Source organism: Streptomyces venezuelae, from assembly GCF_008642315.1.
Taxonomy (GTDB): domain Bacteria; phylum Actinomycetota; class Actinomycetes; order Streptomycetales; family Streptomycetaceae; genus Streptomyces; species Streptomyces venezuelae_D.
In genome coordinates, this window is sequence record NZ_CP029192.1 from 75,623 (window position 1) to 102,042 (window position 26,420).

Sequence of the window (26,420 nt, forward strand, 5' to 3'; positions counted from 1 at the left end):
AGCCGCGTTGTCGGGTCGCCCCGATACAACCAGTATCGGGGCGACCCTCCGCCTTGCGATCGCACGCACCGGACGCCGCGGGGCCCGCCCTCCGGGCGGACGACGGGACTTCCGGCACAGGCCCTAGGCTCCCGGCTGCCGCGAGAAGCCAGGTCCGCCGCGGCGGACCTGGCTTCTCGGGCGCTGCTGCCCGGTGGCGGGCTCGGGCGGGTGGGTTCAGGTGGTGGTGAAGCCGGCGAGGACGCGGCCCAGGATGTCGGTGTCGATGCGGTGCCAGGAGCCGGGCAGCTGCATGCCCCAGCCGTTGGGCAGGACGCGCGCGGTCGCGCGGGCCGCGTCGCGCAGCCAGTCGCCGGTCGCGTCGCTGTTGACGACCAGGGTCGGGGTGCGCAGGGTCGCCAGGCGGGCGGCGGGCACCTCGAAGTCGCCGAGGATGGTCGTGTCGTAGAGCAGGGTGTGGGCGTTGGCCTCGTTCGTGGCCCACAGGGGTGCCTTGCGCCAGTCGGCGACGGTCTCGGCGCTCAGGCCCAGCAGTTCGCGCAGCCAGTACTCCGCGGTCTCCCCGCGCCGGTCCTGGGCGAGCAGCGTCTTGAGGGTGTCCATGCAGTCGGCGGGCGGCTTGGGGTGGGGGGCGATGCGGAAGTACGGCTCGTGCAGGGCGAGTTTGGTGATCGGCACGCCGGCCAGGGCCGCTTCGAGGGCGAGGTTCGCGCCGGTGGAGCCGGCGAAGACGACCGCCTGTCCGCCCGCGTCCTCGATGACGGCGGCGAGGTCCTCGATCTCGCGCTCGACGGCGTACTGCGGGGCGTCGCCGCTCTGCCCCCGGCCCCGGCGGTCGTAGACGTGGACGGTGCAGTGCGGCGCCAGTTCCGGGACCAGGGCGTCGAAGATGGTGTGGTCGCGGAACGCGCCGTTCATCAGCACGATCGGCGGGCCGTCGCCGGTGCTGCGACAGGCGATCGTTGTGCCGTCCTGGGAAACGACCTTCCGCATGCCACCACTCTCCTCAGGTCCACGGGGTGTGTTGTGCGCAGCGGTAATGTCCAGCGCTCCGGTCGATGGCGGGTGGAGGATGAATCGCGCGCGGGCACCGCCCCGGACGCCGCACCGGGGGCCCAAGTCGCCCTGAAATCAAGCGGGTTGCCAGACGATTCCGGATCCACTCCCGCTCGACCGGGACTATCGGCACCCCTTCAAAACTGATGCGACACCGTATCCACGAAGGAGCAGGTCGTATGGCGGACAACGGAATGGCTCGGTCGGGCACGGCTCCGCATGTCGTCGTCGTCGGGGGCGGCGTAGCCGGGCTGGCGGCGGCGTTCTTCCTGCGCGAGGAGCCGGTGCGGGTGACCGTCCTGGAGGGCGCCGAGCGGCTGGGCGGTCAGCTGGCCGTCTCGGAGCTGGCGGGCGTCGTCATCGACGAGGGCGCGGAGTCGACGTACGCCCGGCGTCCCAAGACCGCCCGGCTGCTGACGGCCGCGGGCCTGCAGGAGCGGGTCGTGGCGGCGGGCACCAAGTCGATGGCGGTGTGGAGCGGGGGGCAGCTGCGGCCGCCGCTGGAGCGTCAGTTCATGGGCGTGCCCTGCGACATGGACGAGCTCGCCAAGTCCGGCATCCTCTCCGAGCAGGGCGTGGCCCGGGCCCGCGAGGACCTGACGCTGCCGCAGGTGGGGCGGGAGGGCGACCGGTCGGTGGCGGACGTCGTCGGCGGGCGTCTGGGCCGCGAGGTCGTGGACCGGCTGGTGGACCCCTTCTTGTCGGATGCCTACTTCGGCCGCGCCGACGAGCTGTCCTTCGAGGCCACCCTCACCCCGCTGGTCACCGCCGCCCGGCGGCGCGCCTCGCTGGCCGAGGCCGCGGGCGCGCTGCTGCCGGCGCCGCTGCCGCCGGGACAGCAGCCCACCACCGGCATCTCCACGCTGGCCGGCGGGCTGGGCTCGCTGCCGCAGGTCCTGGCGGACGGCCTGCTCGCCGCCGCGCCGGACGCGGCGGTGCGCACCGGGGCGCGGGTGCGCGGCCTCGAACGCCGCGCGCACGGCTGGCGGGTGAGCGTGCACGGCGCCGCCGGGCCCGAGCACCTGGACGCGGACGCCGTCATCGTCGCCGTGCCCGCGGCGCAGGCGGGCCCGCTGCTCGCCGGGCTTCCCGGGACCGGCCCGGCCGCCGCGGCGCTCGCCGAGATCCCGCACGCCGGCTCCGTCATCGTCACGCTCGCCTTCCCCCGCAGGGCACTTGATGCGGTACGCGCCCTGGGGCACAGCGGCTACCGGGTGCCGGCCGTGGACGGGCGGGCGATGAAGGTCGTCACGTTCTCCACCATGAAGTGGCCGCACCTGGCCGGCGAGGTGGACATCGTGCGCTGCCAGGGCGGCGGCAGCGGCGACGAGGACCTGCTGCGCCGCGAGGACGCCGACCTCGTCGCGCTCGCCGCCGCCGAACTCGCCGAGGTCACCGGGGTGCGCGGTGCGCCGCTGGCCTCCCGGGTCAGCCGGTGGGAGCGGGCGGTGCCGCAGTACACGGTGGGGCACCTGGACCGGGTGGCGCGCGTCCGGGCCGCGATCGCCGACCGGCCCGGCCTCGCGGTGTGCGGCGCCGCCTACGACGGGGTGGGGGTGGGCCAGTGCGTGGCCAGCGCGCTCAAGGCCGCCGAGGAAGTGCTCGGCGGGCTGCGCGCGGACACCTCGGCCGGTCCCGCATGACGGGCCAGGACGTCCACGACGACCAGGGAAGGGAGCCCGGCATGGCCAAGGACACCGTGAGCGCCGTCGACTTCTGGTTCGACCCGCAGTGCCCGTGGGCGTGGATCGCCTCGCGATGGATCACCGAGGTGCAGCAGCTGCGGCCGATCGGTGTGCGCTGGCACGTGATGAGCCTGGCCGTCCTGAACGAGGGACGCGATGTGCCGCACAAGTACCGGGTGGGGCTGGGCTTCGGGCCGGTGCGGGTGTGCGTCGCCGCCGAGCAGAAGTACGGCCCCGAGGTGCTGGGCCGCCTCTACACCGAGCTGGGCGTGCGCTACCACCACGAGAAGGCGCCCAAGGACCGGGCCACCCTGGAGGCGGCGCTCACCGCGGCCGGCCTGGACCCGGGCCTGGCCGCGGCGATGGACTCCACCGAGTACGACACGGCGCTGCGCGCCTCGCACCACGCCGGCATGGACCAGGTCGGCTACGACGTGGGCACCCCGGTGATCGCCGTGGACGGCAACGCGTTCTTCGGGCCGGTGGTCACCCCGGTGCCGCGCGGCGAGGCCGCGGCCCGGCTGTGGGACGGGGTGCTGCTGGTCACCTCGACGGACGGGTTCTTCGAGCTCAAGCGCACCCGGGACCGCAAGCCGGACTTCACCTGAGGCCGCCCCGCCCCATTGCGTTGCGTTGCGCCACACGGATGGCGCCGATCCTCACCCCCCAAGGCCCCGCCCCGGTCAGGATGTGTGGCAGCACGGTCACTCACACCGACAGGAGCAGATGATGAAGTTCCGAACCTACGTCGAGCCTCCCGAGCCCATGCGGGGCCTGGAAGTTCCTCCGGAGGTCGTGGAGAAGCTCGACGGAGGCAAGCGGCCGGCCGTGACCATCACCGTCAACGGGCACTCCTGGAACAGCCGGCTGGCCATCATGCGCGGCCGCCACCTGATCGGCTTCAGCAAGGCCAACCGGGAGGCCGCCGGGGTGGAGACCGGCGAGGAGGTCGAGGTCGAACTCGCCCTGGACACCGAGCCCCGCGTCCTGGTCGAGCCGGAGGACTTCGTCGCGGCACTGGACGCCGACCCGATCGCCCGCAAGGTGTACGACCGGTTGTCACCGAGCCGCAAGCGGGCACACGTGCACGCCATCGAGAGCGCGAAGAAGCCCGAGACGCGCGCGCGCCGCATCGAAAAGGCCGTGTCGACGCTGCGCGACGAGGCGTTCACGTAGCCCCGCGAGGCAGCACGCCGCGGCGGCCGGCCCGGGGGCCGGTCGGGGCGGGCCGGCCGTGGCGAGCCGACCGTGACGGCCCGTGGTGACGGGCCGGTCCTGGCGGGCCGTTGGGTGAGCCGACCGTGACGGGCCGTTGTGGCGGGCCTGCTGCGGGGAGCCTGTCGTAAGGGGCCGGTCGTGGCGGGTCAGTGTGAGGCCAGGGTGGTGACCCGGACGTCGCGGCGGACGGGGCGCGGGGGGCCGTGTCGGGGGGCTGTCGGTGGGGGTCGGTGGGGTGTCGGTCGTCTGTCGACGGGCGGGCGGACATTGGGGTGGCCGGGCCCGGCCGTCCCAGGCGGCGGCCGTGCGCACCCGCGCGTCCCCGGCCCACGGCAACGGCGTCCCGCCAGGTTCTGGCCGGGGCGGCCGCCCGTGCTCCACGCTCGGAAGGAAGCCACCATGACCACGGACATCACGATCATCGGCGCCGGACTCGGCGGGCTGACCCTGGCCCGGGTCCTGCACGTCCACGGCATACCCGCCACCGTCTACGAGGCCGAGTCCTCCCCCGCCGCCCGCGCGCAGGGCGGACTGCTCGACATCCACGACTACAACGGCCAGCTCGCCCTGGAGGCGGCCGGTCTGATGGAGGAGTTCGGCGGTCTCGTCCTGGAGGGCCGCCAGGCGCTGCGGATCCTCGAACCCCAGGGGCGCGTCCTGCTGGACCAGCCCGACGACGGCACGGGCGGCCGCCCCGAGGTGCAGCGCGGCGAGCTGCGGCAACTGCTGCTCGACTCGCTGCCGGCCGGCACCGTGCGCTGGGGGCACAAGGTCAGCGGCGTGCGGGCGCTGGGCGGGGGCCGGCACGAGGTGGCCTTCGCCGACGGTGCCACGATCCTGGTCACCGGGCTGCTGGTGGGCGCGGACGGCGCGTGGTCACGCGTGCGGCCGCTGGTCACCGGGGCCACTCCCGCGTACGCCGGCAAAGCGGTGGTGGAGACCTACCTGTTCGACAGCGACCGCCGCCACCCGGCCACCGCCGAGGCGGTCGGCGGCGGGATGATGATCGCGCCCGCGCCGGACCGGGAGATCGTCGCCCACCGGGAGCGGGCCGGCACCCTGCACGCCTATGTGGGGATCAACGGGCCCATGGAGTGGTTCACCGCGATCGACTTCGGTGACGCGCGGGCGGCCGCGGCGCGGATCGCCGGGGAGTTCGAGGGCTGGGCGCCGGAGATCACCGCGCTGATCACCCGGAGCGACACGCCGCCGGTCCTGCGCCTGCTGCACTCGCTGCCCCGGGGCCAGCGGTGGGAGCGGGTGCCCGGGGTGACCCTGCTCGGCGACGCCGCCCACCTCACGCCGCCCAACGGCGAGGGCGCCAACCTCGCCATGCTCGACGGGGCCGACCTGGGCCGGGCCCTTGCCGCGCACCCCGGCGACCTCGAAGCCGCCCTGGCCGTCTACGAGCAGGCCATGTTCCCGCGCAGCGCCGAGGCCGCCCTGTTCGCGGGAGAGGAGATGCACGAGGGCGCGGGTCCGGAGGAGGGGTCCGGTGAGCACGACCTGTTCGCTCTGATCTCCGCGCTCACCCGGCCCGAGCCGTCCTCCTCCTGAAGCTCCTGGGGCTCCTGGGGGTTCTAGGGCTTCTGCGGCTTCTAGGGCTTCTGGGGTTTCTGAGACCGCCGGGCACAGGAACGCGACCGGGCCCCACCCGAGGTGAGGCCTCGGGGCGGGGCGGGGGGTCCGCGTCGGCAGAGCACTTGCGCAGGGCACTACTTGGGGTCGCGGTTGAACTGGGCGGTGGACCAGGCGTAGCCCAGCGCGGTCAGGGCCAGGCACCAGCCCAGCGCGAGCCAGCCGTTGTTGCCGATCCCGGTGCCCAGGAGCAGGCCGCGCAGGGTCTCGATGGCGGGCGTGAAGGGCTGGTACTCGGCGATCGGCTGGAACCAGCCGGGCATCGAGTGGAGCGGGACGAAGGCGCTGGAGATGAGCGGCAGCAGGATCAGCGGCATGGCGTTGTTGCCGGCCGCCTCGGCGTTGGGGCTGCCCAGGCCCATGCCGACCGCGATCCAGGTGAAGGCCAGCGCGACCAGGGCGAGCAGGCCGAACGCGGCGAGCCATTCCAGGACGGTGGCGTCGGTGGAGCGAAAACCCATCGCCACGCCGACGGCGCCGACCAGGACGAGGCTGATGAGGATCTGCAGGACGCTGCCGACGACGTGGCCGAAGAGGATGGAGCCGCGGTGGATGGCCATGGTGCGGAAGCGGGCGATGATGCCCTCGTTCATGTCGGTGGAGATGGACACGGCGGTGCCGATGGCGGTGGAGCCGATGGTCATCAGCAGGATGCCGGGCACGAGGTAGGCGATGTAGGCGGAGCGGCCGGCGCCGGCGCTCATGGTGTCGCCGAAGATGTAGACGAACAGCAGCAACAGCATGACCGGGGTCATCAGCAGGTTGAGGGTGAGCGAGGGGTAGCGGCGGGCGTGCAGGAGGTTGCGGCGCAGCATCGTGGAGGAGTCGCGCACGGCGAGGGAGAGGGTGCTCATCGGACGGTCTCCTTGGAGGGGGCGGGCCGGTCGGAGGGGGCGGTGGCGCGGGCGGTGAGGGCGAAGAAGACGTCGTCCAGGTCGGGGGTGTGCACGGTCAGTTCGTCGGCCTCGATGCCGGCCAGGTCCAGGCGGTCCAGGAGGGCGCGCAGGTCGCGCTGGCTGCCGTCGCTGGGGAGTTGGAGGGTGAGGGCCTCCTGGTCGCAGGCGGCCCGGGGCAGGGATGCGGCGGCGGCGCGGTGGGCGGCGGGGTCGGTGAAGCGCAGGCGTACGTGCCCGCCGGGGACGAGCCGTTTCAGTTCCTGGGCGGTGCCCTCGGCGGCGATCTTCCCGTCGTGGAGGACGGCGATGCGGTCGGCGAGTTCGTCGGCCTCTTCCAGGTACTGGGTGGTGAGGAAGACGCTCACCCCGCCGGTGACCAGTTCGCGGATGATGCCCCACATGGTGTGGCGGGAGCGGGGGTCCAGGCCGGTGGTGGGTTCGTCCAGGAAGATGACGCGGGGGCTGCCGACCAGGGTCATGGCGATGTCCAGGCGGCGCTTCATGCCGCCGGAGTAGGTGGCGGCGGGTTTCTTCGCGGCCGCCACGAGGTCGAAGCGTTCCAGGATTTCGGCGGCCACCCGGCGTCCCTCGCGCTTGGGCAGGTGGTGCAGGTCCGCCATGAGGAGCATGTTCTCCTCGCCGGTGATCAGGCCGTCGACGGCGGAGAACTGGCCGGTGACGCCGATCTTCGCGCGGGCGGCCTGGGCTTGGCGGGCGAGGTCGTGGCCGGCGACGTGCAGGTCGCCGGCGTCGGCGCGGACGAGGGTGGAGAGGATCTTCACGGCGGTGGTCTTGCCGGCGCCGTTGGGTCCCAGCAGGGAGAAGACCGTGCCTTCGGGGACGCTCAGGTCGATGCCGTCCAGGACGGTCTTGTCGCCGTAGGACTTGCGCAGCCCGTGTGCCGCGATGGCCAAGCCGGTCATGGGGTGAGCTCCTTGTGTGAGGGGGCCGCGGGGGGAGGCCGGGGGTCTCGGGGGTCGGGGGTCAGAGGCTGCGGGCGGTGATGTCGCCCTGGGCGACGGTGGCCTTGATGGTCAGGGCGGGCGCGCCGGTGTGGTGCAGGGCGTTGTCGATCCGGCCGTAGGCGGTGCCGGCGTCCAGGGTGGCGCTGACTCCGCGGGCGGCGGTGACGGTGATGTCGCCCTGCTCGGTGCTCAGGGCGAGCGCGCCGCGCACGGCCTCGGCGATGTGCACGGTGCCGCGCAGGGTGCGGATCTCGCCGTCGCCGGTCAGGCGGCCGACCCAGATGTCCGCGTCGAGGCCGGTCAGGCGGGCGCTGGTGGCCTCGTCGAGCTTGACCGAGCCGTGGCCGCCGTCGAAGGCGACCTCGCCCAGGCGTCCCACGCCGCGGAACTCGGCGGCGGAGGCGGTGGCCCGTACCGCGGAGCCCGCGGGCAGCTGGACGGTGACCTCGACGGCGCCGGTGCTGCCCAGGAGGCGGTTGGCGGCCTCGGGGGCCTGGATGCGCAGGACGCCGTCGGCGTAGGCGACTTCGGTCTGCTCGGCGGCCTTGACGTCGCGGCCGCGGGCGGGGTCGGCGGGGCGGACCTCGACGGTGGTGTCGGCGCGGTCGGCGGCGATGAACTGGATGCGCCCGGCGGGGATGTCCAGGACGGTGCGGACGGCGGCGGGGGTGTCGAACTTCTGCATCGTGGGCTCCTTGATCCGGTGTCGCGTGCCCTTGCGGCCCGCGTTTTCCGATGACAGAAACGCTACGTTGCATTCACAGATCTGACAACAAACTTGTTGCGTTGCAACCTCATAATCGCAGGTAGATATGGGGAAGTTGAAGCAATGAGCTCACGCTTAACGCAACAACTCCCCTCATGTTGCGTTGCAATGGATTGGGCGTGAACGCTATAGTCGGCGGCGTCCACCCCCACCGCCGCGGGCCCGCACCGGCCCCGGCCACGGCCGCGAAGGAGATGCCCGATGCCGGGAGGCAGGCTCACCCAGCAGGAACGCCGGCAGATCGCCCTGGGTCTCGCCGACAACCTCGCCTACGCCGAGATCGCCCGGCGCCTGGAGCGGCCGACCTCGACGGTCACCCGCGAGGTGACGCGCAACGGCGGCCCGGCCGGCTACCGCGCCGACGCCGCCCACCGCGCCACCGAGCACCGCGCCCACCGCCGCAAGCAGAGCGCGCCGCGCAACGGCGGCACTCCCCCGCAGCCGCACGGGCGCGACGCGGGCGAAGTGCGCGCGTACGAGGAGGTGTTCACCACCGTCATGATCGCCTCGGGCATGCCCACGATGATGGCCCGGGTGGTGGCCGCCCTCGTCCTCACCGACTCCGGCAGCCTCACCGCGGCCGAGCTCGTCCAGCACCTCCAGGTCAGCCCGGCCGCCGTCTCCAAGGCGATCGCCTTCCTGGAGAGCCAGGGCTTCGTGCGCCGGGAGCGCGCCGAGGGCCGCCGCGAGCGCTACGTCGTCGACGACGACGTCTACTACCAGTCCATGATGGCCACCGCCCGCGCCACCGCCCAGGTCGTGGCCACCGCCCGCCAGGGCGTCCCCGTGCTGCGCCCCGGCACCCCCGCCGCCACCCGCCTGGAGAACATCGCCCGCTTCCTAGACTTCGTCTCCGAGAGCACCGCCCGCGCCGCCGAACAGGCCCGCGACATCCTCCACGCCAAGCCCTCCCCCGACGCCGGGGCCGCGCCGCCGCCCGCCCGGAAATGACACCCGGCCGCGCATGAGGGCCGGCCGCGGGGGGCACACGGCGCATCACGTACGACAAACCCGGCAAAAACCGTCTGTAAGGGAGGCCTTTGATGCTGCTGATGGCCCGTCCGGTCCTGAAGAACCTGCTCGAGCAGTACGAGACGCTGAGCGCCCGGCACGCCGCACACGGCTCCGGGGAGAGCCTGCGGCGCCTGGAGGACGTCTCCTACACCCTGTGCGTGTCCACCGGCACCCGCGACATCGACGCGGCCCTGGCCGCCGCCCGCCACCGGCTCGCCGCCACCGACCCCGGACACCACGCACGCCACGCCCGCGCCAAGCACGCCCAGGCGCTGGCGAGCTGAGCCGGCGGGCGCCCGCCGCGGAGCCGGACCGGCGGGCGCGCACGGATTGGGGCCGCACCGCGCCGGCGCCGTGCGGTGCGCCCGGCCCACCCGGCCCTGCTCGCGGTATGCGCGGCGCGCTCCCGCGCCGCGCACGTCGTAGCGTTGCCGTCATGTGCTGGAGCGCCACGGCCGATCTCGCGGCGGGAACGGGCATCACGGCGGTGGGCGTCGTCTCGGTGAGCCTGGCCGCCCGCCGCCCCCGCGACCTGCCGCTGGCCGCGCTGCCGCTGCTGCTGGGCGCCCACCAGATCGTCGAGGCCGCGGTCTGGCGCAACGGCGGCGGCACCGGGCCCGCCACTGTGGCCTGGGCCGTCATCGCACTGCCGCTGCTGGCCCTGTGGGTGCCGGCGGCCGTCCTGTGCGCGGCGCCCCCCGCCGCCCGGCGCCGCCTGCTGGTCCCGCTGGCCGCGGGGGCGGCGACGGCCGCGGTCCTCGCGTACACGCTGGCGACGCGCCCGGTCGGTGCCGAGATCCGCGGGCACACCGTCGGCTACTCCCTGGGGCTGCCGCAGACCGGGCTGTTGGTGGCCGGCTACCTGCTGGCCACCGTCGGCTCCCTGCTCCTGTCCGGCGATCGGGGTCTTGTCCTGTTCGGGGTGCTGGTCGCCGCGGGCGCGGCGGTGTGCTTCGTGCTGTGGCGCCAGGAGTACGTCTCCACCTGGTGCGCGTTCGCCGCGGTGTGTTCGCTGCTGCTGGCCCGGTGGGCCGCCCGGCGCCGCCCGGCCCGCCCCGCCCCCGCCGCCGCCTGAGAGCCCGTCAGCCCCGGGTGCGGTGCGCCCGGGGCTGGTCCGTTGGGAGCACGGGCCCGGGCCGTGCGCGTGGCGGCCGGCCGTGCGGACGGCGGCCCTTCTTACGATGCGCGCCATGGACACCCTGATCTTCGCCGGGCTGCTCGCCGCCCTGGCCGCCCTGTACCGGGAGCGTTCCCCCGCGGTGGTGCTCGGGGTGTGGTGGGTGGTCCTGGCCGCCACGGCGGTGCTGCTCGCGCACCACATCACCAGCGGCCTCTCGCTCGGGCTGAGCTACTGATGGCCACCGTGCACCCGGCGCGGCCGGCCCGCCGGGGCGGCGCGGCCCGGCTGGGGCAGGCGCAGTTCTGGTTCGCGTGTCTGTTCGCGGCCGGCTGGACGGGCGTGGTCTGCGGCGGCCTGGCCGTGCAGTTCGGCTCCTGGGACTACCCCTGCCCGCTGTGCATGGTGCAGCGGATGTTCATGCTGCTGGCCGCCCTGGGCGCACTGCACATCGTGCGCGCGGGCATGCGCGGGACCGTCGAGGCCCGCGACTACATGACGGGCTGGGGCCTTGCCCTGGTGGCCTGCATGGCCGGCGGGTTCACGTCCTGGCGGCAGACGATGCTGCACATCATGCCGGGCGACGCGGGCTACGGCGCCCCGGTGCTGGGCCTGCACCTGTATGTGTGGGCGTGGATCCTGTTCATGGCGGCGGTGGCGGCCATCGGCATCCTGCTGGCCTTCGCGCCCTGGACGGCCGCGGCGGACCTGCCGGCGCCGGTGTGCCGGCGCGCGGGACAGCTGGTGTTCGCCTTCGTGGCGCTGGTGACGGCGGTGAACCTGGTCGCGGTGTTCCTGCTGGAGGGCTTCCACTGGTTCCTGCCCGACGACCCCGACCGCTACCGCTTCTTCTACGATCTCAACATCCTGAAGAAGTAGCCCCCCCGGCCGGGCCGCCCTGCCCGAAAGGACGAGGCACACCCGCCGTACCCGCCGCGCGCGCCGTACAGCTCTGTCAGGCGCGGCAGCGCAGCATCTCCAGCGGCGGGTTGGCGTGGAAGTCCGCCCAGTGGTCCGCGCCGAACGCGCGCAGGCCGGCCGGCGACACCGTCAGCGCCACCCAGGTCACCTCGCTGAACCCGGCCGCGTGCAGGCACTTCTCGTACACCTCACGGCGGGGACGGTTGGCGACGAAGGAGACCGGCGCATCCAGCAGCGCCGTGATGCGCACCTGCGGGCCGGTCTCGGCCTGCCCGCCGGTCAGTTCGCTGCGAAAGCCGTACTTGTCCGGGGCCGGGCCCTCGAAGTCGAAGTCGGGCGACTGGTTGAGCACGAACAGCTCGCCGCCGGGGCGCAGGTTCGCGTGTGCGACGCGGCACATCCGCTCCGTGGTGGCGATGTCCGGCGCGTAGCTGAGCAGCTGCACGGCGAGGGCGAGGTCGAAGGGCTGCTCCAGGGGCGCCAGTTCGGCCACGTCGCCGACCCGGTAGCGCACCCCCAGCGGCCGGCGGTGCTCCAACTCCTGCGCCACGGCGGCCATCTGTGCGGAGACGTCGATGCCGAGCACGTCCGCGGCGCCGCGCCGGCGCAGCTCACGGCTGTAGAAGCCGGTGCCGCAGGCCAGGTCGAGGACCGTCTTGCCGTGCACGTCGCCGACCATCGCCAGGAAGCTGGGCACCGCCGCGTACTGCTCCAGGGGCAGGGCCTTGAACCCCTCGTATGCCTCACCGATCTCGTCGTACTGCTGCCGTGCGTCGCTCATCGTGGTGTGCTCCCCGCGTCTGGGCCTGCCCGTGCTCCGTCGGCCGGCAGTCTCTACGGGCGCCGGGCGGCATCCGTACTGGCAGAAGCCACGAAGATCGGGGCCGGGCCCCGGTCTCCCCTACAGCCGGCCGCCCGGGGCCGGGCTGTCACCCGGCGCCCGACTCCGGGCGGCCATGACACCGTCGGCCGGGCGGGGGTACGGTCGCCGGAGCGGGTGAGGAGCGGGGCGTGCCGGGAGGAACCGGGCAGGCCGGGACCGGCAGCGCGGGTCCGCCGCTCCTCGACTCGATCGGCGAGAGGGCCGGAGCAGGTGCGGCCACGAGAGGGCCGGAGCAGGTGCGGCCAAGGGAGAGAGTTTGACCAGCATTCCGACCGCGTCCCCCTCACCGGAGGACCGGCCGTCCCTGGCCGGGCAGGGCTCCTCGCCCGAGCGGCTCCCCGCGGACCGGCAGCAGCCCGAGCGGCTTCCCGCGCTCCCGCGCCAGCAGGAGTCCGAGCGGCTTGCCGCGCTCCGGCAGGAGACGGAGCAGCTGCGCGCCACCGCCGGGCGGCTGCGCGAGCAGGTGGCCGAGCTGGAGGTGCGGGCGCGGGCGCGGCCCCGGATCGCACTGGCCGAGGGCATCCTGGTCGAGCGCTACCGGCTGGCCCACGCCCAGGAGGCGTTCCTGCTGCTGCGCCAGGCCTCCCAGCACGCCAACATCAAGCTGCACCAGCTGGCCTCCGCGGTGGTGCGCACCCCCGGCCCCGCGCCGGGCGCCGAGCGGTGGCTGCCCGAGCGGACCCGGCACGCCGCCCTGCCCAGCCTGGACGCGCTGGCGGCCGGCACGCTGGACGCGCGCAACCAGGGCGAGGTGCTCGGCGCCGCGCTGCAGCGCGTGCTGAGCGTCACCGGCACGGACATGGGCAACGTGCAGCTGCTCGAGGACGACGTGCTGCGCATGGCCAAGCACGCGGGCCTGCCCCGGCACTTCACCGACCACTTCGCGTTCGTCGACGGGCACACCTCCTGCTCCCGGGCCGCCGAGGCCAGCAGCCAGGTCACCGTCAAGGAGGTGGCCTCCTCGGCCGGGTTCGGCGACGAGGACCGCCGGGTGATCCTCACCTCCGGCAGCCGCGCCTGCCACAGCATCCCGCTCGTCGACGAACGCCGGACCGTGCACGGCGTGATCTCCTCCCACCACGCCCGGCCCCTGATCGGTTTCACCCAGGCCCAGCTGCAGGAGCTGCACGCCACCGGCCGCACCATGGGCGAGTGGATCAGGTGGCACCAGGAGACCGTGCTCCTGGACGCGCTGGAGGACCTGCACCAACTCGCCCTGGCCGGACCGGCCTAGGCCCTGGGGCGCGGGGCCCTGGCCGCTGGGCCCCGGCTGTTGCTAGGAGATGGGCGCGGCGGGCCGGGTGGCGTAGCGGCTCATGGTGGCCAGGGTGTCGGAGGGGGTCGGGGGCCGGCCGCCGGCGAGGGTGTCGCGCAGGTCGCGGAAGTACTGCACGTACAGGTCCGGGGTGAAGACGCTGAGCATGCGGGCCGGTTGGGCGCCGGGGTTGGCGAAGGTGTGGGGTGCCCCGGCCGGCACCATCACGAAGGTGCCGGGCCCGGCCTCGTGCTCCTGCGCTCCCACGGTGAAGCGCACCGTGCCGGCCAGGACGTAGAAACCCTCGTCGTGCCGGGCGTGGCGGTGCTGCGGGGGGCCGGGGGTGTGCGGGGCCAGGACGGACTCGGTCAGGCCCAGGCGGTGTTCGGTGTGGCTGCCGTCCTCCAGGACGCGCATGCGCGTGGTGCCCAGGGTGAGCGTCTCCCCCTCGCCGGGGCGGACCACCACCACGGCGGGCACGTCGTCGGCGCCGGCAGGGGCGGGGGTAGGGGCGGGCTGTGTCTCGTCGGTCATGACTCGATGGGACCGCGCGGGGGCGGCGGGCGTCCAAGACCTGTTCCGGGGGGCCGATACCGGATGGGTATCGTGGCGTGATGGAGCTGCGGACGTTGCGGTACTTCGTGGCGGTCGCCGAGGAACTCCACTTCGGCCGGGCGGCGGTGCGGCTGCACATCAGCCAGCCGCCGCTGAGCCGGGCGGTCAAACAGCTGGAGGCCGACGTCGGCGCGGTGCTGCTGGTCCGTTCGCCGGCCGGTGTCACGCTCACCGCGGCCGGCGCGGTGCTGCTGGAGGAGGCGCGCGCCCTGCTCGAGCGGGCCGCCCTGGCACGGGAGCGGGTGGCCGCCGCGGCCGGGCCCGGCGCCATCACCGTCGGGGTCCTGGGCGACGGCGGCGACGCGGGCCTGAGCCGGCTGGCCGCCGCCTTCCGCGACCGGCACCCGGGCGTGGAGGTACGCGTCCGGGAGGCCGATCTGAGCGACCCCACCTGCGGGCTGCACGCCGGCCGCGTCGATGTCGCGCTGACGCGCGGGCCCTTCCAGGAGACCGGCCTTTCGGTACGCACGCTGCGCACCGACCCCGTGGGAGTCCTGCTGCGCGCCGACGACCCGCTGGCCCGCAGCGTGCGCCTGCACCTGGCCGACCTCGCACCACGGCGCTGGTTCCGCTTCCCGCCGGGCACCGACCCGCTGTGGCAGTCCTACTGGAGCGGCGGGATGCCGCGCGAGGGGCCGGTGGTGCGGGCGGTCGTGGAGTGCCGACAGGCGGTGCTGTGGAACGGCACCATCGGCATGACCCTTTTGGACCACCCGCCCGCCCCCGGGCTGGCCGTGGTGCCCCTGCACGACATGCCTCCCAGCCCGCTGGTCGCCGCGTGGAGCGCGGGCAACACCGATGTGCTGGTCCGGTCCTTCGTACGGGCCGCGACCGACCTCCACCGGGAGCGCGGACGGCGGGCGCGGGGGGTGGTGGAGGCGCGGCACGGCGACGGGTAGCCGCACCCGCGGCCCGTCCACGCGGCCCGTCCGGGCGCCGGTCGCGCCAGGGGGACTTGGCGGGGACGCGCGGGCGGGGGTGGCGGGCAGCCGCGCGGACCGTCGTATCGCGATCGCCCGCGCGGGCTCGCTCTCCCACCCCCGACACCCCTCGCACCAAGCGGACTTGGCAAGGACACACCGCACGGCGGCAACCAACCGCGCGGACCGTTCTCACAGCCACCCGCGCCGGGCCACTCTCCGCCCCCCCGGCAACCGTCGCGCCAGGCGGACCTGACGAGGACGCACCGCACGACGGCAACCAGCCGCACGGACCGTCGTCGCGGTCACCCGCGCGGAGCCACCCTCCCGCCCCCCGGCACCCCCTCGCACCAGGCGGACCTGGCAAGGGCGCACCGGACGGCGGCGACCAGCCGCGCGAGGTCGTCCTTGCAGGCGCCCGCCCGGGGCCGTCCGCCCGGTCGCTCCCCGCACCCGTCGCGCCGGGCGGACTTGGGCGGGGAGGGGCCGTGTGGGGGTGGGTAAGCTCTGTGGTCATGGGGGCAAGCCGTCGTAGTCAGGCCGAGCGGGACGCGATGACCGTGGAGATCGGTTACGCGCTGCTCAGCGCGTGTTTCCTGGGTGCCGTCGTGTTCGGGGCGATCGCCGGTCCGGCCGCCGTCTGGCAGTTCCCCTCCGGCGCCGAAAGGCTGCTGGTGGTCGCGGGCGCCGTGGCCGGCACGGTGCTCGGGGTGCTGCGGGTGGTGCACGTGCTGTGGCGGTACGCCGGGACGCCCCGCCCCACCGACTGATCCCGCCACCCCCTCCGCTCCCGCCACTCCCCCAGCCCTGCCCGGGCCCCTCGCTCCGGGCGCCGCGGAGCCGTTCGGCATGCCGGAACGTGTGTCCTGTCCCAGGCTGGAGGGGCTGACACCGGCACAGACCGGCACGGATCCGCCTCCGGGACGAGGGAGCAGAGCGCCATGGGGACCGATGTGTTCCATTCGGAAGTACCCCTGCGGGTGAACGGCAGGCCGCACAGCCCTGTCGTGGATCACCGGGCGACGCTGCTGGACGTCCTGCGCGAGCAGCTGGACCTCACCGGCGCCAAGAAGGGCTGCGACCACGGCCAGTGCGGCGCCTGCACCGTCCTGGTGGACGGGCGCCGGGCCAACAGCTGTCTGCTGCTGGCGGTCGCCGTCGAGGGATGCGACATCACCACGGTCGAAGGGCTGCACGGGCACGCCGCCGACGGCGACCGCCCGCACCCCCTGCAACGGGCCTTCGTGGAGCGTGACGCCTTCCAGTGCGGGTACTGCACGCCGGGGCAGCTGTGTTCGGCCCTCGGCATGCTGGCCGAGGCCCGGGCGGGCCACGCCTCGCACGTGACGGACCCGGCGGTGGAGGGCGGTGAGCCGGTGCGGCTGAGCCGGCAGGAGATCCAGGAGCGGCTCAGCGGCAACCTGTGCCGGTGCGGCGCCTATCCGCGCATCGTCGAGGCCGTCCAGGACGCGGCAGCCGCCGACGACACGACGGACGGCTCGGGGGGTGGGGTGCGGTGAAGTCCTTCAGGTATGTGCGCGCCCACAGCGTGGACGAGGCCACCGCGGCGCACGCCGGCCGGGCCACCTCCCGCTACCTGGGCGGCGGAACCAACCTCGTCGACCTGATGAAGCTGGGCGTGGAGCGGCCCGAGACGCTGATCGACGTCAGCCGGCTGCCGCTGGACGGCGTGGCGGAACTGGCCGACGGATCCCTGCGCGTGGGGGCGACGGTGCGCAACAGCGACCTGGCCTCCCACCCCCTGGTCCGCGCCCGCCACCCTGTGCTGTCCCAGGCACTGCTGGCCGGCGCCTCGGGCCAGCTGCGCAACATGGCCACCACCGGCGGCAACCTGCTCCAGCGCACCCGCTGCCCCTACTTCCAGGACCCGGCCAAGCCGTGCAACAAGCGCGAGCCGGGCTCGGGCTGCGGGGCGCGCGAGGGCGTCCACCGCGACCACGCGGTGCTGGGGCACTCCGCGCAGTGCATCGCCACCCACCCCTCCGACATGGCCGTCGCGCTGGCCGCGCTGGACGCGCAGGTCGAACTGCAGGGGGTGCGCGGGACACGCACGGTGGCGGCCGCCGACTTCCACCGGCTGCCGGGCGACCGCCCGCAGACGGACACCGAGCTGGCCCACGGCGAACTCATCACCGCGGTGCTGCTGCCGCCGCCGGCGCCGGGCACCGTCTCGGCCTACCGCAAGGCACGCGACCGCGCCTCCTACGCCTTCGCGCTCGCCTCGGTGGCCGTGGTCCTGGCCGTGCGGGAGGAGACCGTGGCCGAGGTGCGCATCGCCTTCGGCGGGCTGGCCCACCGGCCCTGGCGGGCCCGGCGCGCCGAGGAGGCGCTGCAAGGGGCCGTGCCGGGCGACGAGGCGTTCGAACGGGCGCTGGACGCGGAGCTGGCCGCGGCCGAGCCGCTGCGCGACAACGCCTTCAAGGTGCCCCTGGCCCGCAACCTGGCCTGCGACGTCCTGCGCCGCCTGACCCGCCCGGACCACCCCGAGCACCCGGAGCACCCGGACCGGGCCACCGGTCCCTGACCCGGCCGGCAGCCCAGGCGCCCCTCCCCCGTTCCCCCGCCCCCCCCTTTTCGTACCTACGTATCCGCCTGCAGGGAGACACACCATGCCGCAGACCGCCGACGCGCTGGGGGCCGGCCTCGAGCGCCGGGAGGGCACCGACAAGGTGCTCGGCCGTGCCCGCTACGCCGCCGAGCACACCCCCAAGGGCTGCGCCTACGCGTGGCCGGTCCCGGCCACCGTGGCGCGCGGCGAGGTGCGGGCCGTCGACGATCAGGCGGCGCTGGCGCTGCCCGGCGTGGTGACGGTACTGCACCACGGCAACGCGCCGCGGCTGGCCGAGCCGGACGACGCCACCCTGGCCGTGCTGCAGGACGCCCGGGTGCCGCACCGCGGCTGGTACGTGGCGCTGGTGGTCGCCGACACCCTGGAGGCGGCCCGCGAGGGCGCCGCGGCCGTCCGCGTCACCTACGCCGAGGAGCCGCACGACGTCACCCTGCGCGCCGGGCACCCCGACGCGTACGTGCCCGAGGACTCCGACGGGACCTCGGGCGAGCACGTGCGCGGCGACGCGGAGGCGGCGTTCGCGGCCGCGCCGGTGCGGGTGGACACCGGCTACCGGGTGCCGCCGCTGCACAACCACCCCATGGAGCCGCACGCGGCCACCGCCCACTGGCAGGACGGGCACCTGAGCGTGTACGACTCCAGCCAGGGCGCCACCACCGTGCGCGAGGTGCTGGCCGGCCTGTTCGGGGTGCGCAAGGAGCAGGTGCGGGTCGTCTCCGAGCACGTGGGCGGCGGCTTCGGGTCCAAGGGCACGCCCCGCCCGCACGTGGTGCTGGCCGCCATGGCCGCCCGCGCCACCGGCCGCCCGGTCAAACTCGCCCTGCCCCGGCGGCAGTTGCCGGCCGTGGTGGGCCACCGGGCGCCGACCCTGCACCGGGTGCGGCTGGGCGCGGACACGGACGGCACGCTCACCTCGGTGATCCACGAGGTGACCGCGCACACCTCCCGCATCAAGGAGTTCATGGAGACCGGGGCGGCCGCCACCCGGATCATGTACGCCTCGCCGCACGGGCGCACCACGCACCGGGCGGTGCCGCTGGATGTGCCCAGCCCGTCCTGGATGCGGGCGCCGGGTGAGGCGCCGGGCATGTACGCGCTGGAGTCGGCGATGGACGAGCTCGCCCAGGCGCTGGGCGTCGACCCCGTGGAGCTGCGGCTGCGCAACGACACCGGGCACGAGCCGGACAGCGGCAAGCCCTTCAGCAGCCGGCATCTGGCGGAGTGCCTGACCGAGGGGGCGCGCCGGTTCGGCTGGGCCGGGCGCGATCCGCGGCCGCGCACCCGCCGGGAGGGGGCGTGGCTGGTGGGCAGCGGGGTGGCGGCGGCCACGTATCCGGTCGTGGTCGCGCCGTCCCGGGCGGGCGTGCGGGCCTGCCCGGACGGCACGTTCGTGGTGCGGATCAACGCCACCGACATCGGGACCGGCGCGCGGACCGTGCTCGCACAGGTCGCCGCGGACGCGCTGGGGGTGGCGGCGGAGCGGGTGCGTACCGAGATCGGCAGCAGTGACCTGCCCGCGGCGCCGCTGGCCGGCGGCTCCTCGGGCACCGCCTCGTGGGGGTGGGCGGTGCACGAGGCGTGCACGGCGCTGGCCGGGCGCCTGGCCGAGCAGCGGGGGCAGCAGCTGCCGCCGGAGGGGGTCAGTGCCACGGCCGACACGGCGGGGCAGGCCGACGCGGACAGCTCCTACGCCCGGCACGCGTTCGGCGCGCACTTCGCCGAGGCCGCGGTGGACACGGTCTCCGGTGAGGTACGGGTGCGCCGGCTGCTCGGCGTCTACGCCGCCGGACGCATCCTCAACTCCCGTACCGCCCGTTCGCAGTTCGTCGGGGCGATGACGATGGGGCTGGGGATGGCACTGATGGAGGGCAGCACGATGGATGCCGCCTTCGGGGACTTCACGGAGAGCGACCTGGCCTCGTATCACGTGCCGGCGCACGCCGATGTGCCCGACATCCAGGCGCACTGGATCGAGGAGGACGACCCGCATCTCAACCCGATGGGCAGCAAGGGCATCGGCGAGATCGGGATCGTGGGAACGGCCGCGGCGATCGGCAACGCGGTGCACCACGCGACGGGGGTGCGCCTGCGGGAACTGCCCCTCACCCCGGACCGGGTGCTGAACGCCGCCCGGTAGGCGCCCGAAGGTCAACCGGTAGGCGCCCGAAGGTCACACGGCGGCGCGGGCGCGGGATTCCCGGGTCCAGGACAGGACTTCGGGGGCTGTCCAGGTGGTCACCACGCGGTCGGCGGGGACCTTGCACTCCTCGGCCCGTGCGCAGCCGATGATCTGCCAGTCGAGCTGGCCGGGCGCGTGGGCGTCGGTGTCGACGGCGAACAGCGTGCCGGCCGCCACCGCCTGGCGCAGCAGGCGGCGGGGCGGGTCGAGACGTTCGGGGCGGCTGTTGATCTCCACGGCGGTGCGGGCGGCCGCGCAGGCGGCGAAGACCTCCGCCGCGTCGAACTGTGACTCGGGCCGGCCGCGGCCGGTGACCAGGCGGCCGGTGCAGTGGCCCAGCACGTCGGCGCGAGGGTTGCTCACCGCGGCGACCAGGCGGCGCGTCATCGCGGCGGCGTCCATGCGCAGTTTGGAGTGCACCGAGACGACCACGACGTCCAGGCGGTCCAGCAGGTCGGGTTCCTGGTCCAGGGAGCCGTCGTCGAGGATGTCGCACTCGATGCCGGTCAGCAGCCGGAAGGGCGCCCACTGCTCGTTGAGGGCGGCCACCGCCTCCAGCTGGTCGCGCAGCCGGTCGGGCGACAGGCCGCGGGCGATCGTCAGGCGCGGCGAGTGGTCGGTGAGCACGGCCCATTGGTGGCCGAGCTCCGCCGCGGCGCGGCCCATCGCCTCGATGGGGCTGCCGCCGTCGGACCAGTCGGAGTGCAGATGGCAGTCGCCGCGCAGCAGCGCCCGCAGCCCGCTGCCGGCGCCCTGGGCCAGCGGCGCGCGGGCCTCCTCCTCCAGGCGCTGCAGGTAGCCGGGCATGGTGCCGGCCAGCGCTTCGCGGATCACGGCGGCGGTCTTGGGCCCGATGCCCTTGAGGGACTCCAGGGAGCCGTCGCCGGCGCGGCGTTCCAGCTCCGGGCCCGGCAGGTTCCCGGCGACCTCGGCGGCGGTGCGGAAGGCGCGGACACGGTAGGTGGGGGCGCGGCCCCGCTCCAGGAGGAAGGCGATGCGCTCCAGGGCCTCCACGGGTTCCATGACACCTCCGGCCGGACGGTACGCAGCAAGGTGGGCGGGTGGGTTCCAGCCTCGCGCAGGTGGCGGGCGGCGGCACGGCGAGCGGGATGCCCCCCGGGGGGGGCGGGTCAGTGCGGGCGGTGGGCGGCGCGGCCGCCGGCGCCCAGCGGGCTGGCCTGGGCGCTGCCCGCGTTGGCGATGACGACGGAGGTCGGTCCCAGCCGCTCGCGCACGGTGCGAGCGGCGGCGTGCAGGGCGGCGGGGTCGGTGACGTCGACGGGCAGGGCCAGGGCGGGGGTGGGCAGGGTGGCCGCCAGCTGTTCCAGCGCGGCCCGTTCCAGGCCCAGCAGGGCGATGCGGGCGTGGCGTGCGGCCAGCTCGCGGGCGAGGGCGGCGCCCAGTCCGCGGGCGGCGCCGGTCACCACGACGGTGCGGCCGCTCAGAGGGCCGGGGCGGGTGCCGGGGCCCCTCATGGGCGGGGCGGGGTGCCGGTGCGGTCGCGGTGGGTGAGGTGGCGCTGGGTGCGGGTGAGCGGGAGCGGGAGGCGGCGGCGCAGGGCGGCGCGGGCGGCGTTGGCGCCGGGGGCGCCGTGCACGCCGCCGCCGGGGTGGGCGGCGGCCGAGGCCAGGTAGAGGCCGGGCAGGGGGGTTTCGGGGCGGCCGGTGCCCGGCACGGGGCGGAGGAACAGCTGCTGGTGCAGGGAGGTGGTGCCGCCGTTGAGGGCGCCGGCGTGCAGGTTGCGGTCCAGGGCCTGCAGGGTGGGCGGGGCCAGCACGCGGCGGGCCCGGATCAGGGTGCGGAAGCCGGGGGCGAAGCGTTCGACCTGCTGCTCGATGCGGTCGGCCATCCGTTCCTGCTCCGCGGCCCGCCAGGCGCCGGTGATGTCGTCCTCGTCGGCGTCGGCGCGGATCTCCTGGGGGACGTGGGTGTAGGCCCAGGCGGACTCGGTGCCGGCGGGTGAGCGGGTGGCGTCCGCGGTCGTCATCTGGCCGAAGAGGAGGAAGGGCCGGTCGGGGACCTGGTGCATGGCGAGCTGGGCGGCGAAGCGGGTGAGTTCGTCGACGCCGTCGGCCAGGTGGACGGTGCCCGCGCCGGCGGCCTCCTTGGCCTGCCAGGGCACCGGCCCCTCCAGCGCCCAGTCGACCTTGAAGGTGGCGAAGTCCCACTGGAAGCGGCGCAGGTCCGCCAGGAGCCGGTCGGGCAGGTGCTGGGGGGCGATGAGGTCGCCGTACAGGGCGGGCAGCGCCACGTCGGCCAGGACGGCGCGGGTGGCGGGCACCCGCTCGCCGTCGGCGGTGCGCACGGCGACGGCGCGGCCGCCTTCGACGAGGATCTGTGCGGCGCGGCGGCCGCAGTGCACTTGCACGCCGCGTGCCGCAAGGCGCCGGATCAGGGCCGCGGTGAGTTCGCCCGCGCCGCCCACCGGGACGGGAAAGCCGTAGCTCTGGCCGAGCATCGCCATCAGCCAGCCGAAGCCGCCGCTGCCGGCCGCCTCGGGGGCGAGGTCGGCGTGCAGGGCGTTGCCGGCCAGCAGGAGCCGGCCGCCCTCGCCGGTGAACTCCTCCTCGCCCAGGCGGCGCACCGGCAGCAGCAGGGTGCGGGCCATGCGCAGCGCGCCGGCGCTCTTGAGCCGGTAGGCCAGTTTGGCGGTGGCCTTCACCGGCGGGAAGGGGGTGAACAGGGCGTCGAGGAGGGCGGGGCGGATGTCGTCCCACAGCGCGTGCAGGCGCTGCCAGGCTGCGCCGTCGCCCGCGGCGAAGGCGTCCAGGGAGGCGGCGGTGGCCTGCGGGCTGCGGTCCAGGACGGCGCAGCGGCCGTCGCTCAAGGGGTGGGCCACCACGTGCGGGGCGTGGCTCCAGCGCAGTCCGTGCTCGTGCAGGCGCAGCCGGTCAAGGACGGGGGAGGCGGCCGCCAGCGGGTAGAAGGAGCTGCACAGGTCGTTGACGAAGTCGGGGTGCACGCCCCGGTCGTGGCGGACCGCGCCGCCCGGCTCGGCCTGTTCCTCCAGGACGGTGACGCTCCAGCCGGCGTCGGCCAGGAGGTTGGCGGCGACCAGGCCGTTGGGGCCGGCCCCGATGACCACGGCGTCAGGCATGGCCCGCTCCGCTGGTGGCGCGGCCCGCTTCGGCCTGGCAGACCCGGGCCAGGCGGGCCAGCATCGCGCGGTGGCGGACCTGGATGAGGCCTTCGACCAGGGTGTTGTGCAGGGTGCCGGCCGCGCCGCGCAGGGGGTGTTCGTCGACGGTGACCAGGCTGTGCTCGCCCCAGGGCCGTACCTCCAGGGCGATCCGGGCGGTGCCCAGGGGGCCGGCCTTGGCCTCCAGTTCCAGGACGGTGCCTTCCTCGCAGCGGCGTACGACGGTTTCGTTGGTGGCGTGCAGCGGGCCCAGCCGTATCTCGTACTGAAGGGCCGCGCCGACCTGCGGCCAGTGGCCGCGCACCGGCTTCGAGGAGGCGGTGCCCACCACCCATTGGGCGTAGCGGCTGCCGTCGGCCAGCACGCTCCACACCGTCGCCGGGCTCACCGTGATCAGTCGATGACGCCGTGCCATCCGTGCCTCCCTGACTCGCCGTCATCGCCGGGTGCCCCGATCCGCCGTCCTGAACATCGTGCGGGACATGCGTCGACTTCGCGCCTTGGGGCAGGCGGGGCATGCGGGGGCGGGGTGCGGCGTGTCGCGGCCCGGGCCGCGGCGGGTGAGACTTTGCGGGGCGGCCGGGTGCGGCCCCGGCCCTCAGACCCTTTTCCAGGAGGCGGCAGCGCACGTGAGCGACGGCAACGACTCCTCCCCCGGGCGGCTGGTCCTGGTGACCGGGGCGACCGGCTACATCGGGGGCCGGCTGGTGCCCGAACTGCTGGCGGCGGGCTACCGGGTGCGGTGCCTGGCCCGCACCCCGCAGAAGCTGCGCGATCATCCCTGGGCCGGCCGGGTGGAGGTGGTGCGCGGCGATGTGACCGACGCGTCGTCGCTGGCCGGCGCGTTCGAGGGGGTGGAGGTGGCCTACTACCTGGTGCACGCGCTGGGCACCGGGGCGGGGTTCGAGGACACCGACCGGCGTTCGGCCCGCGCCTTCGCCGAGCGGGCCGAGGCGGCCGGGGTGGGGCGCCTCGTGTATCTGGGCGGGCTCACCCCGGCCGGGGTGAGCGAGCGGGAGCTGTCGCCGCATCTGCGTTCGCGGGCCGAGGTGGGCCGCATCTTCCTGGACTGCCCGGTGCCCAGTGCGGTGCTGCGGGCGGCGGTCATCATCGGGTCGGGCTCGGCGTCCTTCGAGATGCTGCGCTATCTGACCGAACGCCTGCCGGTGATGGTCACCCCCAGCTGGGTGCGCACCCGCATCCAGCCCATCGCGGTCCGCGACGTGCTGCGCTATCTGGTGGCCTGCGCCGAGCTGCCCGCCGACGTCGACCGCGGCTTCGACATCGGCGGCCCGGACGTGATGACCTACCGCGACATGATGCGCGCCTACGCCCGGGTGGCCGGGCTGCGCCACCGGCTGATCGTGCCGGTGCCGCTGCTGACCCCGACGCTCTCCAGCCACTGGGTCGGCCTGATCACGCCGGTGCCGCGCGGCATCGCCCGGCCGCTGGCGGAGTCGCTGCGCCACGAGGTCGTCTGCCAGGAGCACGACATCGCCGCCCACGTTCCCGACGGTCCCGGCCGGCCGCTGCCCTTCACCCAGGCGCTGCGGCTGGCCCTGCGGCGCATCCAGGAGGCGCAGGTCAGCACCCGCTGGTCCTCGGCCGCGCTGCCCGGCGCGCCCAGCGACCCGCTGCCCACCGACCCCGACTGGGCCGGCGGCAGCCTCTACACCGACCACCGCACGCTGGTCGTGGACGCCTCGACGGCGGCTTTGTGGCGGGTCATCGAGGGCATCGGCGGCGACAACGGCTGGTACTCCTTCCCGCTGGCGTGGGCGGTGCGGGGCTGGCTGGACCGGCTGGTGGGCGGGGTGGGGCTGCGCCGGGGGCGGCGTGATGCGCACCGGCTGCGGGTGGGCGACTCGCTGGATTTCTGGCGGGTGGAGGAGATCGAGCCGGGCCGGCTGCTGCGGCTGCGCGCCGAAATGCGGCTGCCGGGCCTGGCCTGGCTGGAGATGCGGGTGGAGCACGACGGCTCGGGCCGCACCCGCTACAGCCAGCGCGCCCTGTTCCACCCGCGCGGTCTTGCCGGGCACGCCTACTGGTGGGCGGTGGCGCCCTTCCACGCGGTGGTCTTCGGCGGCATGGCCCGCAACATCACCAAGGCGGCGGGCAAGGAACCCGAACCGGGCTGAGGGCGGGCCGCCGGCCTGCTCAGCGGGCGGCGCAGGCCTCGGTCAGGGCCTGGTCCAGGATGTCCAGGCCCTGGGCGAGGTCGTCGCGGGTGGCGGTCAGCGGGGGCGCGATGCGCAGGACGCCGCCCATGCCCGGCAGCTGCACGATGTTCATGTGCAGGCCCAGTTCCAGGCAGCGCCGGGTGACCTGGGCGCCCAGCGTGTGCGAGGTCTGCTTGGTGGCGCGGTCCACGACGAGTTCGAGGCCGGCCAGCAGGCCGCGGCCGCGGATGTCGCCGACGACGGGGTGGCGGGCGGCCAGCTCCTCCAGGCCCGCGCGCAGGAACCGGCCCAGCTCGCGGGCGCGTGCCTCCAGGCGGTCCTCGGCGAGCACGTCCAGGACGGTGTTGCCGACCGCGGCCACCAGCGGGTCGGCGACGTGCGTGGTGAAGAACAAGAAGCCGCGCTCGTACGCCTCCTGCTCGATGTGCGCGCTGGTGACCACCGCCGCCAGCGGCAGGCCCGCGCCGAGCGTCTTGGACAGCGTGAGGATGTCGGGGACGACGCCCTCGCGTTCGAAGGCGTACCAGGTGCCGGTGCGGCACAGCCCGGTCTGCGCCTCGTCCAGGATCAGCAGCATGCCGCGCTCGCGGCACTTGGCGTGCAGCGCGGCGAGGTAGCCGGGCGGCGGCTCGATGATGCCGCCGGAGCTGAGGATCGGCTCGATGAGGCAGGCGGCCAGGCTGCCGGTGGACTGCGCGTCGATCAGGTCGAAGGCCAGATCCAGCTGGCGGCGCCAGTCCAGTGTGCCGTCCGCGGCGGTGATGTCGGGCCGGTAGGAGTTGGGCACCGGGATGGCGAAGTTGCCGGGCGCGGCGGGCCCGTACCCCTTGCGGCCCGCGCTGTAGGTGGCCGCGGAGGCGCCCTGGGTCATGCCGTGCCAGGAGCGGGCGAAGGAGACGATCTCGTGTTTGCCGGTGACGAGTTTGGCCATCCGCAGCGCGGCCTCGTTGGACTCGGCGCCGGTGGTCAGCAGCAGGGTCTTGGTCAGCGGGGCGGGCAGGGTGGCGGCCAGGCGGGTGGCCAGGTCCAGGACGGGGCGGCTGAGCATGCCGCTGTAGAGGTGGTCCAGGCGGGCGATCTGCTGCTGGACGGTGGTGACGATGCGCGGGTGGGAGTGGCCCAGGATGGCGCTCATCTGGCCGGAGGTGAAGTCGAGGATGGTGCGGCCGTCGGCGGTGAACAGGTGGCTCCCGGCGGCCCGGTCGATGATCTCGCGGGTGAACTCGCCGCCGTAGCGCACGAGATGCTCCTCGGCCCGGGTCCAGAAGGCGGTGGGGTCCAACGGCGCTTCGGGGGTCGTGGCTGCCATGGCGCCGACGGTAATGGGGCCCCGAGTGACGCGTCCATCGCACATTTGTGACTGTGCTGTTCGGCCGGTCCGCA

The 26,420-nt window shown here is 74.8% G+C and carries 26 protein-coding genes and 1 pseudogene; 16 read left to right on the forward strand and 11 right to left on the reverse strand.

All coding sequences use genetic code 11. The features are described from left to right. Positions 1-216 precede the first annotated feature (216 nt). Positions 217-993, reverse strand: coding sequence for an alpha/beta fold hydrolase (locus DEJ48_RS00360; protein WP_150213340.1), 777 nt, complete (start codon positions 991-993; stop codon positions 217-219). Positions 994-1,235: 242 nt separating this feature from the next. On the opposite strand from DEJ48_RS00360, the gene hemG reads away from it, so the two are divergent. From hemG to DEJ48_RS00380, 4 genes are all read left to right on the forward strand, one after another. After that, positions 1,236-2,699 (forward strand): protoporphyrinogen oxidase, encoded by a 1,464-nt coding sequence (hemG, locus tag DEJ48_RS00365; RefSeq protein ID WP_150213342.1) that lies wholly within the window; start codon positions 1,236-1,238, stop codon positions 2,697-2,699. 41 nt (positions 2,700-2,740) lie between these two features. Next, positions 2,741-3,349 carry a DsbA family protein gene (locus tag DEJ48_RS00370; RefSeq protein WP_150213344.1) on the forward strand — a complete coding sequence of 203 codons (609 nt, stop codon included), beginning with the start codon at positions 2,741-2,743 and terminating at the stop codon, positions 3,347-3,349. Positions 3,350-3,470: 121 nt separating this feature from the next. Beyond that, entirely contained in the window at positions 3,471-3,917 is a 447-nt protein-coding gene (locus tag DEJ48_RS00375) for a YdeI/OmpD-associated family protein (RefSeq protein WP_150213346.1), read from the forward strand. 441 nt (positions 3,918-4,358) lie between these two features. Next, positions 4,359-5,516, forward strand: a complete 1,158-nt coding sequence (locus tag DEJ48_RS00380) for an FAD-dependent oxidoreductase (protein ID WP_150213348.1) — start codon at positions 4,359-4,361, stop codon at positions 5,514-5,516. 158 nt (positions 5,517-5,674) lie between these two features. Here the strand turns inward: DEJ48_RS00380 and DEJ48_RS00385 are convergent, their stop codons facing one another. The 3 genes from DEJ48_RS00385 to DEJ48_RS00395 all read right to left on the reverse strand — a co-directional run bounded on the left by DEJ48_RS00385 (position 5,675) and on the right by DEJ48_RS00395 (position 8,143). Continuing rightward, complete coding sequence (locus tag DEJ48_RS00385; RefSeq protein ID WP_150213350.1) at positions 5,675-6,451, reverse strand: ABC transporter permease; 777 nt, start codon at positions 6,449-6,451, stop codon at positions 5,675-5,677. Next, positions 6,448-7,416: an ABC transporter ATP-binding protein gene (locus DEJ48_RS00390; RefSeq protein WP_150213352.1), complete on the reverse strand. Its 969-nt coding sequence runs from the start codon at positions 7,414-7,416 to the stop codon at positions 6,448-6,450. Before DEJ48_RS00390 ends, DEJ48_RS00385 begins: the two co-directional genes overlap by 4 nt. A gap of 61 nt (positions 7,417-7,477) precedes the next feature. Then, positions 7,478-8,143 (reverse strand): DUF4097 family beta strand repeat-containing protein, encoded by a 666-nt coding sequence (locus tag DEJ48_RS00395; RefSeq protein ID WP_150213354.1) that lies wholly within the window; start codon positions 8,141-8,143, stop codon positions 7,478-7,480. Positions 8,144-8,425: 282 nt separating this feature from the next. On the opposite strand from DEJ48_RS00395, the gene DEJ48_RS00400 reads away from it, so the two are divergent. The 5 genes from DEJ48_RS00400 to DEJ48_RS00415 all read left to right on the forward strand — a co-directional run bounded on the left by DEJ48_RS00400 (position 8,426) and on the right by DEJ48_RS00415 (position 11,234). Further along, entirely contained in the window at positions 8,426-9,175 is a 750-nt protein-coding gene (locus tag DEJ48_RS00400) for a helix-turn-helix domain-containing protein (protein WP_150213356.1), read from the forward strand. Positions 9,176-9,270: 95 nt separating this feature from the next. Then, positions 9,271-9,522 (forward strand): DUF5133 domain-containing protein, encoded by a 252-nt coding sequence (locus DEJ48_RS00405; RefSeq protein WP_150220859.1) that lies wholly within the window; start codon positions 9,271-9,273, stop codon positions 9,520-9,522. Between the two features lie 152 nt (positions 9,523-9,674). Beyond that, the gene (locus DEJ48_RS00410) at positions 9,675-10,313 is read left to right on the forward strand and encodes a DUF6629 family protein (RefSeq protein ID WP_150213358.1); all 639 of its coding nucleotides are present in this window, start codon (positions 9,675-9,677) and stop codon (positions 10,311-10,313) included. 115 nt (positions 10,314-10,428) lie between these two features. After that, the gene (locus tag DEJ48_RS39545; RefSeq protein ID WP_190537105.1) at positions 10,429-10,593 is read left to right on the forward strand and encodes a DUF5993 family protein; all 165 of its coding nucleotides are present in this window, start codon (positions 10,429-10,431) and stop codon (positions 10,591-10,593) included. Further along, on the forward strand, positions 10,593-11,234 hold the full coding sequence (locus DEJ48_RS00415; protein WP_150213360.1) for a disulfide bond formation protein B: 642 nt from the start codon (positions 10,593-10,595) through the stop codon (positions 11,232-11,234). The genes DEJ48_RS39545 and DEJ48_RS00415 overlap by 1 nt, the downstream gene beginning before the upstream one ends. Before the next feature lie 76 nt (positions 11,235-11,310). Here DEJ48_RS00415 and DEJ48_RS00420 read toward each other — a convergent pair whose 3' ends face one another. Further along, positions 11,311-12,057, reverse strand: coding sequence for a class I SAM-dependent methyltransferase (locus DEJ48_RS00420; protein WP_150213362.1), 747 nt, complete (start codon positions 12,055-12,057; stop codon positions 11,311-11,313). 358 nt (positions 12,058-12,415) lie between these two features. On the opposite strand from DEJ48_RS00420, the gene DEJ48_RS00425 reads away from it, so the two are divergent. After that, a complete protein-coding gene (locus DEJ48_RS00425; RefSeq protein WP_223831815.1) occupies positions 12,416-13,393 on the forward strand; it encodes an ANTAR domain-containing protein in 978 nt (325 codons plus the stop codon). A 42-nt stretch (positions 13,394-13,435) separates the two neighbouring features. On the opposite strand, the gene DEJ48_RS00430 is transcribed toward DEJ48_RS00425, so the two are convergent. Then, positions 13,436-13,948, reverse strand: a complete 513-nt coding sequence (locus tag DEJ48_RS00430; protein ID WP_150213364.1) for a cupin domain-containing protein — start codon at positions 13,946-13,948, stop codon at positions 13,436-13,438. A gap of 80 nt (positions 13,949-14,028) precedes the next feature. On the opposite strand from DEJ48_RS00430, the gene DEJ48_RS00435 reads away from it, so the two are divergent. The 5 genes from DEJ48_RS00435 to DEJ48_RS00455 all read left to right on the forward strand — a co-directional run bounded on the left by DEJ48_RS00435 (position 14,029) and on the right by DEJ48_RS00455 (position 19,676). Next, positions 14,029-14,928, forward strand: a complete 900-nt coding sequence (locus DEJ48_RS00435; RefSeq protein ID WP_150213366.1) for a LysR substrate-binding domain-containing protein — start codon at positions 14,029-14,031, stop codon at positions 14,926-14,928. A 536-nt stretch (positions 14,929-15,464) separates the two neighbouring features. Continuing rightward, positions 15,465-15,719, forward strand: coding sequence for a DUF6332 family protein (locus DEJ48_RS00440; protein ID WP_150213368.1), 255 nt, complete (start codon positions 15,465-15,467; stop codon positions 15,717-15,719). 171 nt (positions 15,720-15,890) lie between these two features. Next, positions 15,891-16,469, forward strand: a complete 579-nt coding sequence (locus DEJ48_RS00445; protein WP_150213370.1) for a (2Fe-2S)-binding protein — start codon at positions 15,891-15,893, stop codon at positions 16,467-16,469. Continuing rightward, positions 16,466-17,494 (forward strand): FAD binding domain-containing protein, encoded by a 1,029-nt coding sequence (locus DEJ48_RS00450; RefSeq protein ID WP_150213372.1) that lies wholly within the window; start codon positions 16,466-16,468, stop codon positions 17,492-17,494. The genes DEJ48_RS00445 and DEJ48_RS00450 overlap by 4 nt, the downstream gene beginning before the upstream one ends. A gap of 85 nt (positions 17,495-17,579) precedes the next feature. Continuing rightward, positions 17,580-19,676 carry a xanthine dehydrogenase family protein molybdopterin-binding subunit gene (locus DEJ48_RS00455; RefSeq protein ID WP_150213373.1) on the forward strand — a complete coding sequence of 699 codons (2,097 nt, stop codon included), beginning with the start codon at positions 17,580-17,582 and terminating at the stop codon, positions 19,674-19,676. A 33-nt stretch (positions 19,677-19,709) separates the two neighbouring features. Here the strand turns inward: DEJ48_RS00455 and DEJ48_RS00460 are convergent, their stop codons facing one another. The 4 genes and pseudogenes from DEJ48_RS00460 to DEJ48_RS00475 all read right to left on the reverse strand — a co-directional run bounded on the left by DEJ48_RS00460 (position 19,710) and on the right by DEJ48_RS00475 (position 23,272). Continuing rightward, positions 19,710-20,741, reverse strand: coding sequence for a PHP domain-containing protein (locus DEJ48_RS00460; protein ID WP_150213375.1), 1,032 nt, complete (start codon positions 20,739-20,741; stop codon positions 19,710-19,712). A 125-nt stretch (positions 20,742-20,866) separates the two neighbouring features. Continuing rightward, positions 20,867-21,193: pseudogene (locus DEJ48_RS00465) on the reverse strand (SDR family NAD(P)-dependent oxidoreductase); the annotation flags it as partial. After that, positions 21,190-22,815, reverse strand: coding sequence for a phytoene desaturase family protein (locus tag DEJ48_RS00470; RefSeq protein ID WP_150213379.1), 1,626 nt, complete (start codon positions 22,813-22,815; stop codon positions 21,190-21,192). The pseudogene DEJ48_RS00465 and the gene DEJ48_RS00470, both read right to left, overlap by 4 nt. Beyond that, positions 22,808-23,272, reverse strand: coding sequence for an SRPBCC family protein (locus tag DEJ48_RS00475; RefSeq protein WP_150213381.1), 465 nt, complete (start codon positions 23,270-23,272; stop codon positions 22,808-22,810). The genes DEJ48_RS00470 and DEJ48_RS00475 overlap by 8 nt, the downstream gene beginning before the upstream one ends. Before the next feature lie 214 nt (positions 23,273-23,486). On the opposite strand from DEJ48_RS00475, the gene DEJ48_RS00480 reads away from it, so the two are divergent. Next, positions 23,487-24,995, forward strand: a complete 1,509-nt coding sequence (locus DEJ48_RS00480; RefSeq protein WP_150213382.1) for an SDR family oxidoreductase — start codon at positions 23,487-23,489, stop codon at positions 24,993-24,995. Positions 24,996-25,014: 19 nt separating this feature from the next. On the opposite strand, the gene DEJ48_RS00485 is transcribed toward DEJ48_RS00480, so the two are convergent. Further along, the gene (locus tag DEJ48_RS00485) at positions 25,015-26,346 is read right to left on the reverse strand and encodes an aspartate aminotransferase family protein (protein ID WP_150213384.1); all 1,332 of its coding nucleotides are present in this window, start codon (positions 26,344-26,346) and stop codon (positions 25,015-25,017) included. Between the last annotated feature and the right edge of the window lie 74 nt (positions 26,347-26,420).

Bases quoted from the DNA above. Each gene is read 5' to 3' on its own strand.
- DEJ48_RS39545 (WP_190537105.1), top strand. From the start codon at position 10,429: ATGGACACCCTGATCTTCGCCGGGCTGCTCGCCGCCCTGGCCGCCCTG.
- DEJ48_RS00415 (WP_150213360.1), top strand. From the start codon at position 10,593: ATGGCCACCGTGCACCCGGCGCGGCCGGCCCGCCGGGGCGGCGCGGCC.
- DEJ48_RS00475 (WP_150213381.1), bottom strand. From the start codon at position 23,272: ATGGCACGGCGTCATCGACTGATCACGGTGAGCCCGGCGACGGTGTGG.
- DEJ48_RS00420 (WP_150213362.1), bottom strand. From the start codon at position 12,057: ATGAGCGACGCACGGCAGCAGTACGACGAGATCGGTGAGGCATACGAG.
- DEJ48_RS00400 (WP_150213356.1), top strand. From the start codon at position 8,426: ATGCCGGGAGGCAGGCTCACCCAGCAGGAACGCCGGCAGATCGCCCTG.
- DEJ48_RS00470 (WP_150213379.1), bottom strand. From the start codon at position 22,815: ATGCCTGACGCCGTGGTCATCGGGGCCGGCCCCAACGGCCTGGTCGCC.
- DEJ48_RS00395 (WP_150213354.1), bottom strand. From the start codon at position 8,143: ATGCAGAAGTTCGACACCCCCGCCGCCGTCCGCACCGTCCTGGACATC.
- DEJ48_RS00375 (WP_150213346.1), top strand. From the start codon at position 3,471: ATGAAGTTCCGAACCTACGTCGAGCCTCCCGAGCCCATGCGGGGCCTG.
- DEJ48_RS00385 (WP_150213350.1), bottom strand. From the start codon at position 6,451: ATGAGCACCCTCTCCCTCGCCGTGCGCGACTCCTCCACGATGCTGCGC.
- DEJ48_RS00435 (WP_150213366.1), top strand. From the start codon at position 14,029: ATGGAGCTGCGGACGTTGCGGTACTTCGTGGCGGTCGCCGAGGAACTC.
- DEJ48_RS00440 (WP_150213368.1), top strand. From the start codon at position 15,465: ATGGGGGCAAGCCGTCGTAGTCAGGCCGAGCGGGACGCGATGACCGTG.
- DEJ48_RS00430 (WP_150213364.1), bottom strand. From the start codon at position 13,948: ATGACCGACGAGACACAGCCCGCCCCTACCCCCGCCCCTGCCGGCGCC.
- DEJ48_RS00485 (WP_150213384.1), bottom strand. From the start codon at position 26,346: ATGGCAGCCACGACCCCCGAAGCGCCGTTGGACCCCACCGCCTTCTGG.
- DEJ48_RS00460 (WP_150213375.1), bottom strand. From the start codon at position 20,741: ATGGAACCCGTGGAGGCCCTGGAGCGCATCGCCTTCCTCCTGGAGCGG.
- DEJ48_RS00410 (WP_150213358.1), top strand. From the start codon at position 9,675: ATGTGCTGGAGCGCCACGGCCGATCTCGCGGCGGGAACGGGCATCACG.
- DEJ48_RS00390 (WP_150213352.1), bottom strand. From the start codon at position 7,416: ATGACCGGCTTGGCCATCGCGGCACACGGGCTGCGCAAGTCCTACGGC.
- DEJ48_RS00360 (WP_150213340.1), bottom strand. From the start codon at position 993: ATGCGGAAGGTCGTTTCCCAGGACGGCACAACGATCGCCTGTCGCAGC.
- DEJ48_RS00370 (WP_150213344.1), top strand. From the start codon at position 2,741: ATGGCCAAGGACACCGTGAGCGCCGTCGACTTCTGGTTCGACCCGCAG.
- DEJ48_RS00445 (WP_150213370.1), top strand. From the start codon at position 15,891: ATGGGGACCGATGTGTTCCATTCGGAAGTACCCCTGCGGGTGAACGGC.
- hemG (WP_150213342.1), top strand. From the start codon at position 1,236: ATGGCGGACAACGGAATGGCTCGGTCGGGCACGGCTCCGCATGTCGTC.
- DEJ48_RS00380 (WP_150213348.1), top strand. From the start codon at position 4,359: ATGACCACGGACATCACGATCATCGGCGCCGGACTCGGCGGGCTGACC.
- DEJ48_RS00455 (WP_150213373.1), top strand. From the start codon at position 17,580: ATGCCGCAGACCGCCGACGCGCTGGGGGCCGGCCTCGAGCGCCGGGAG.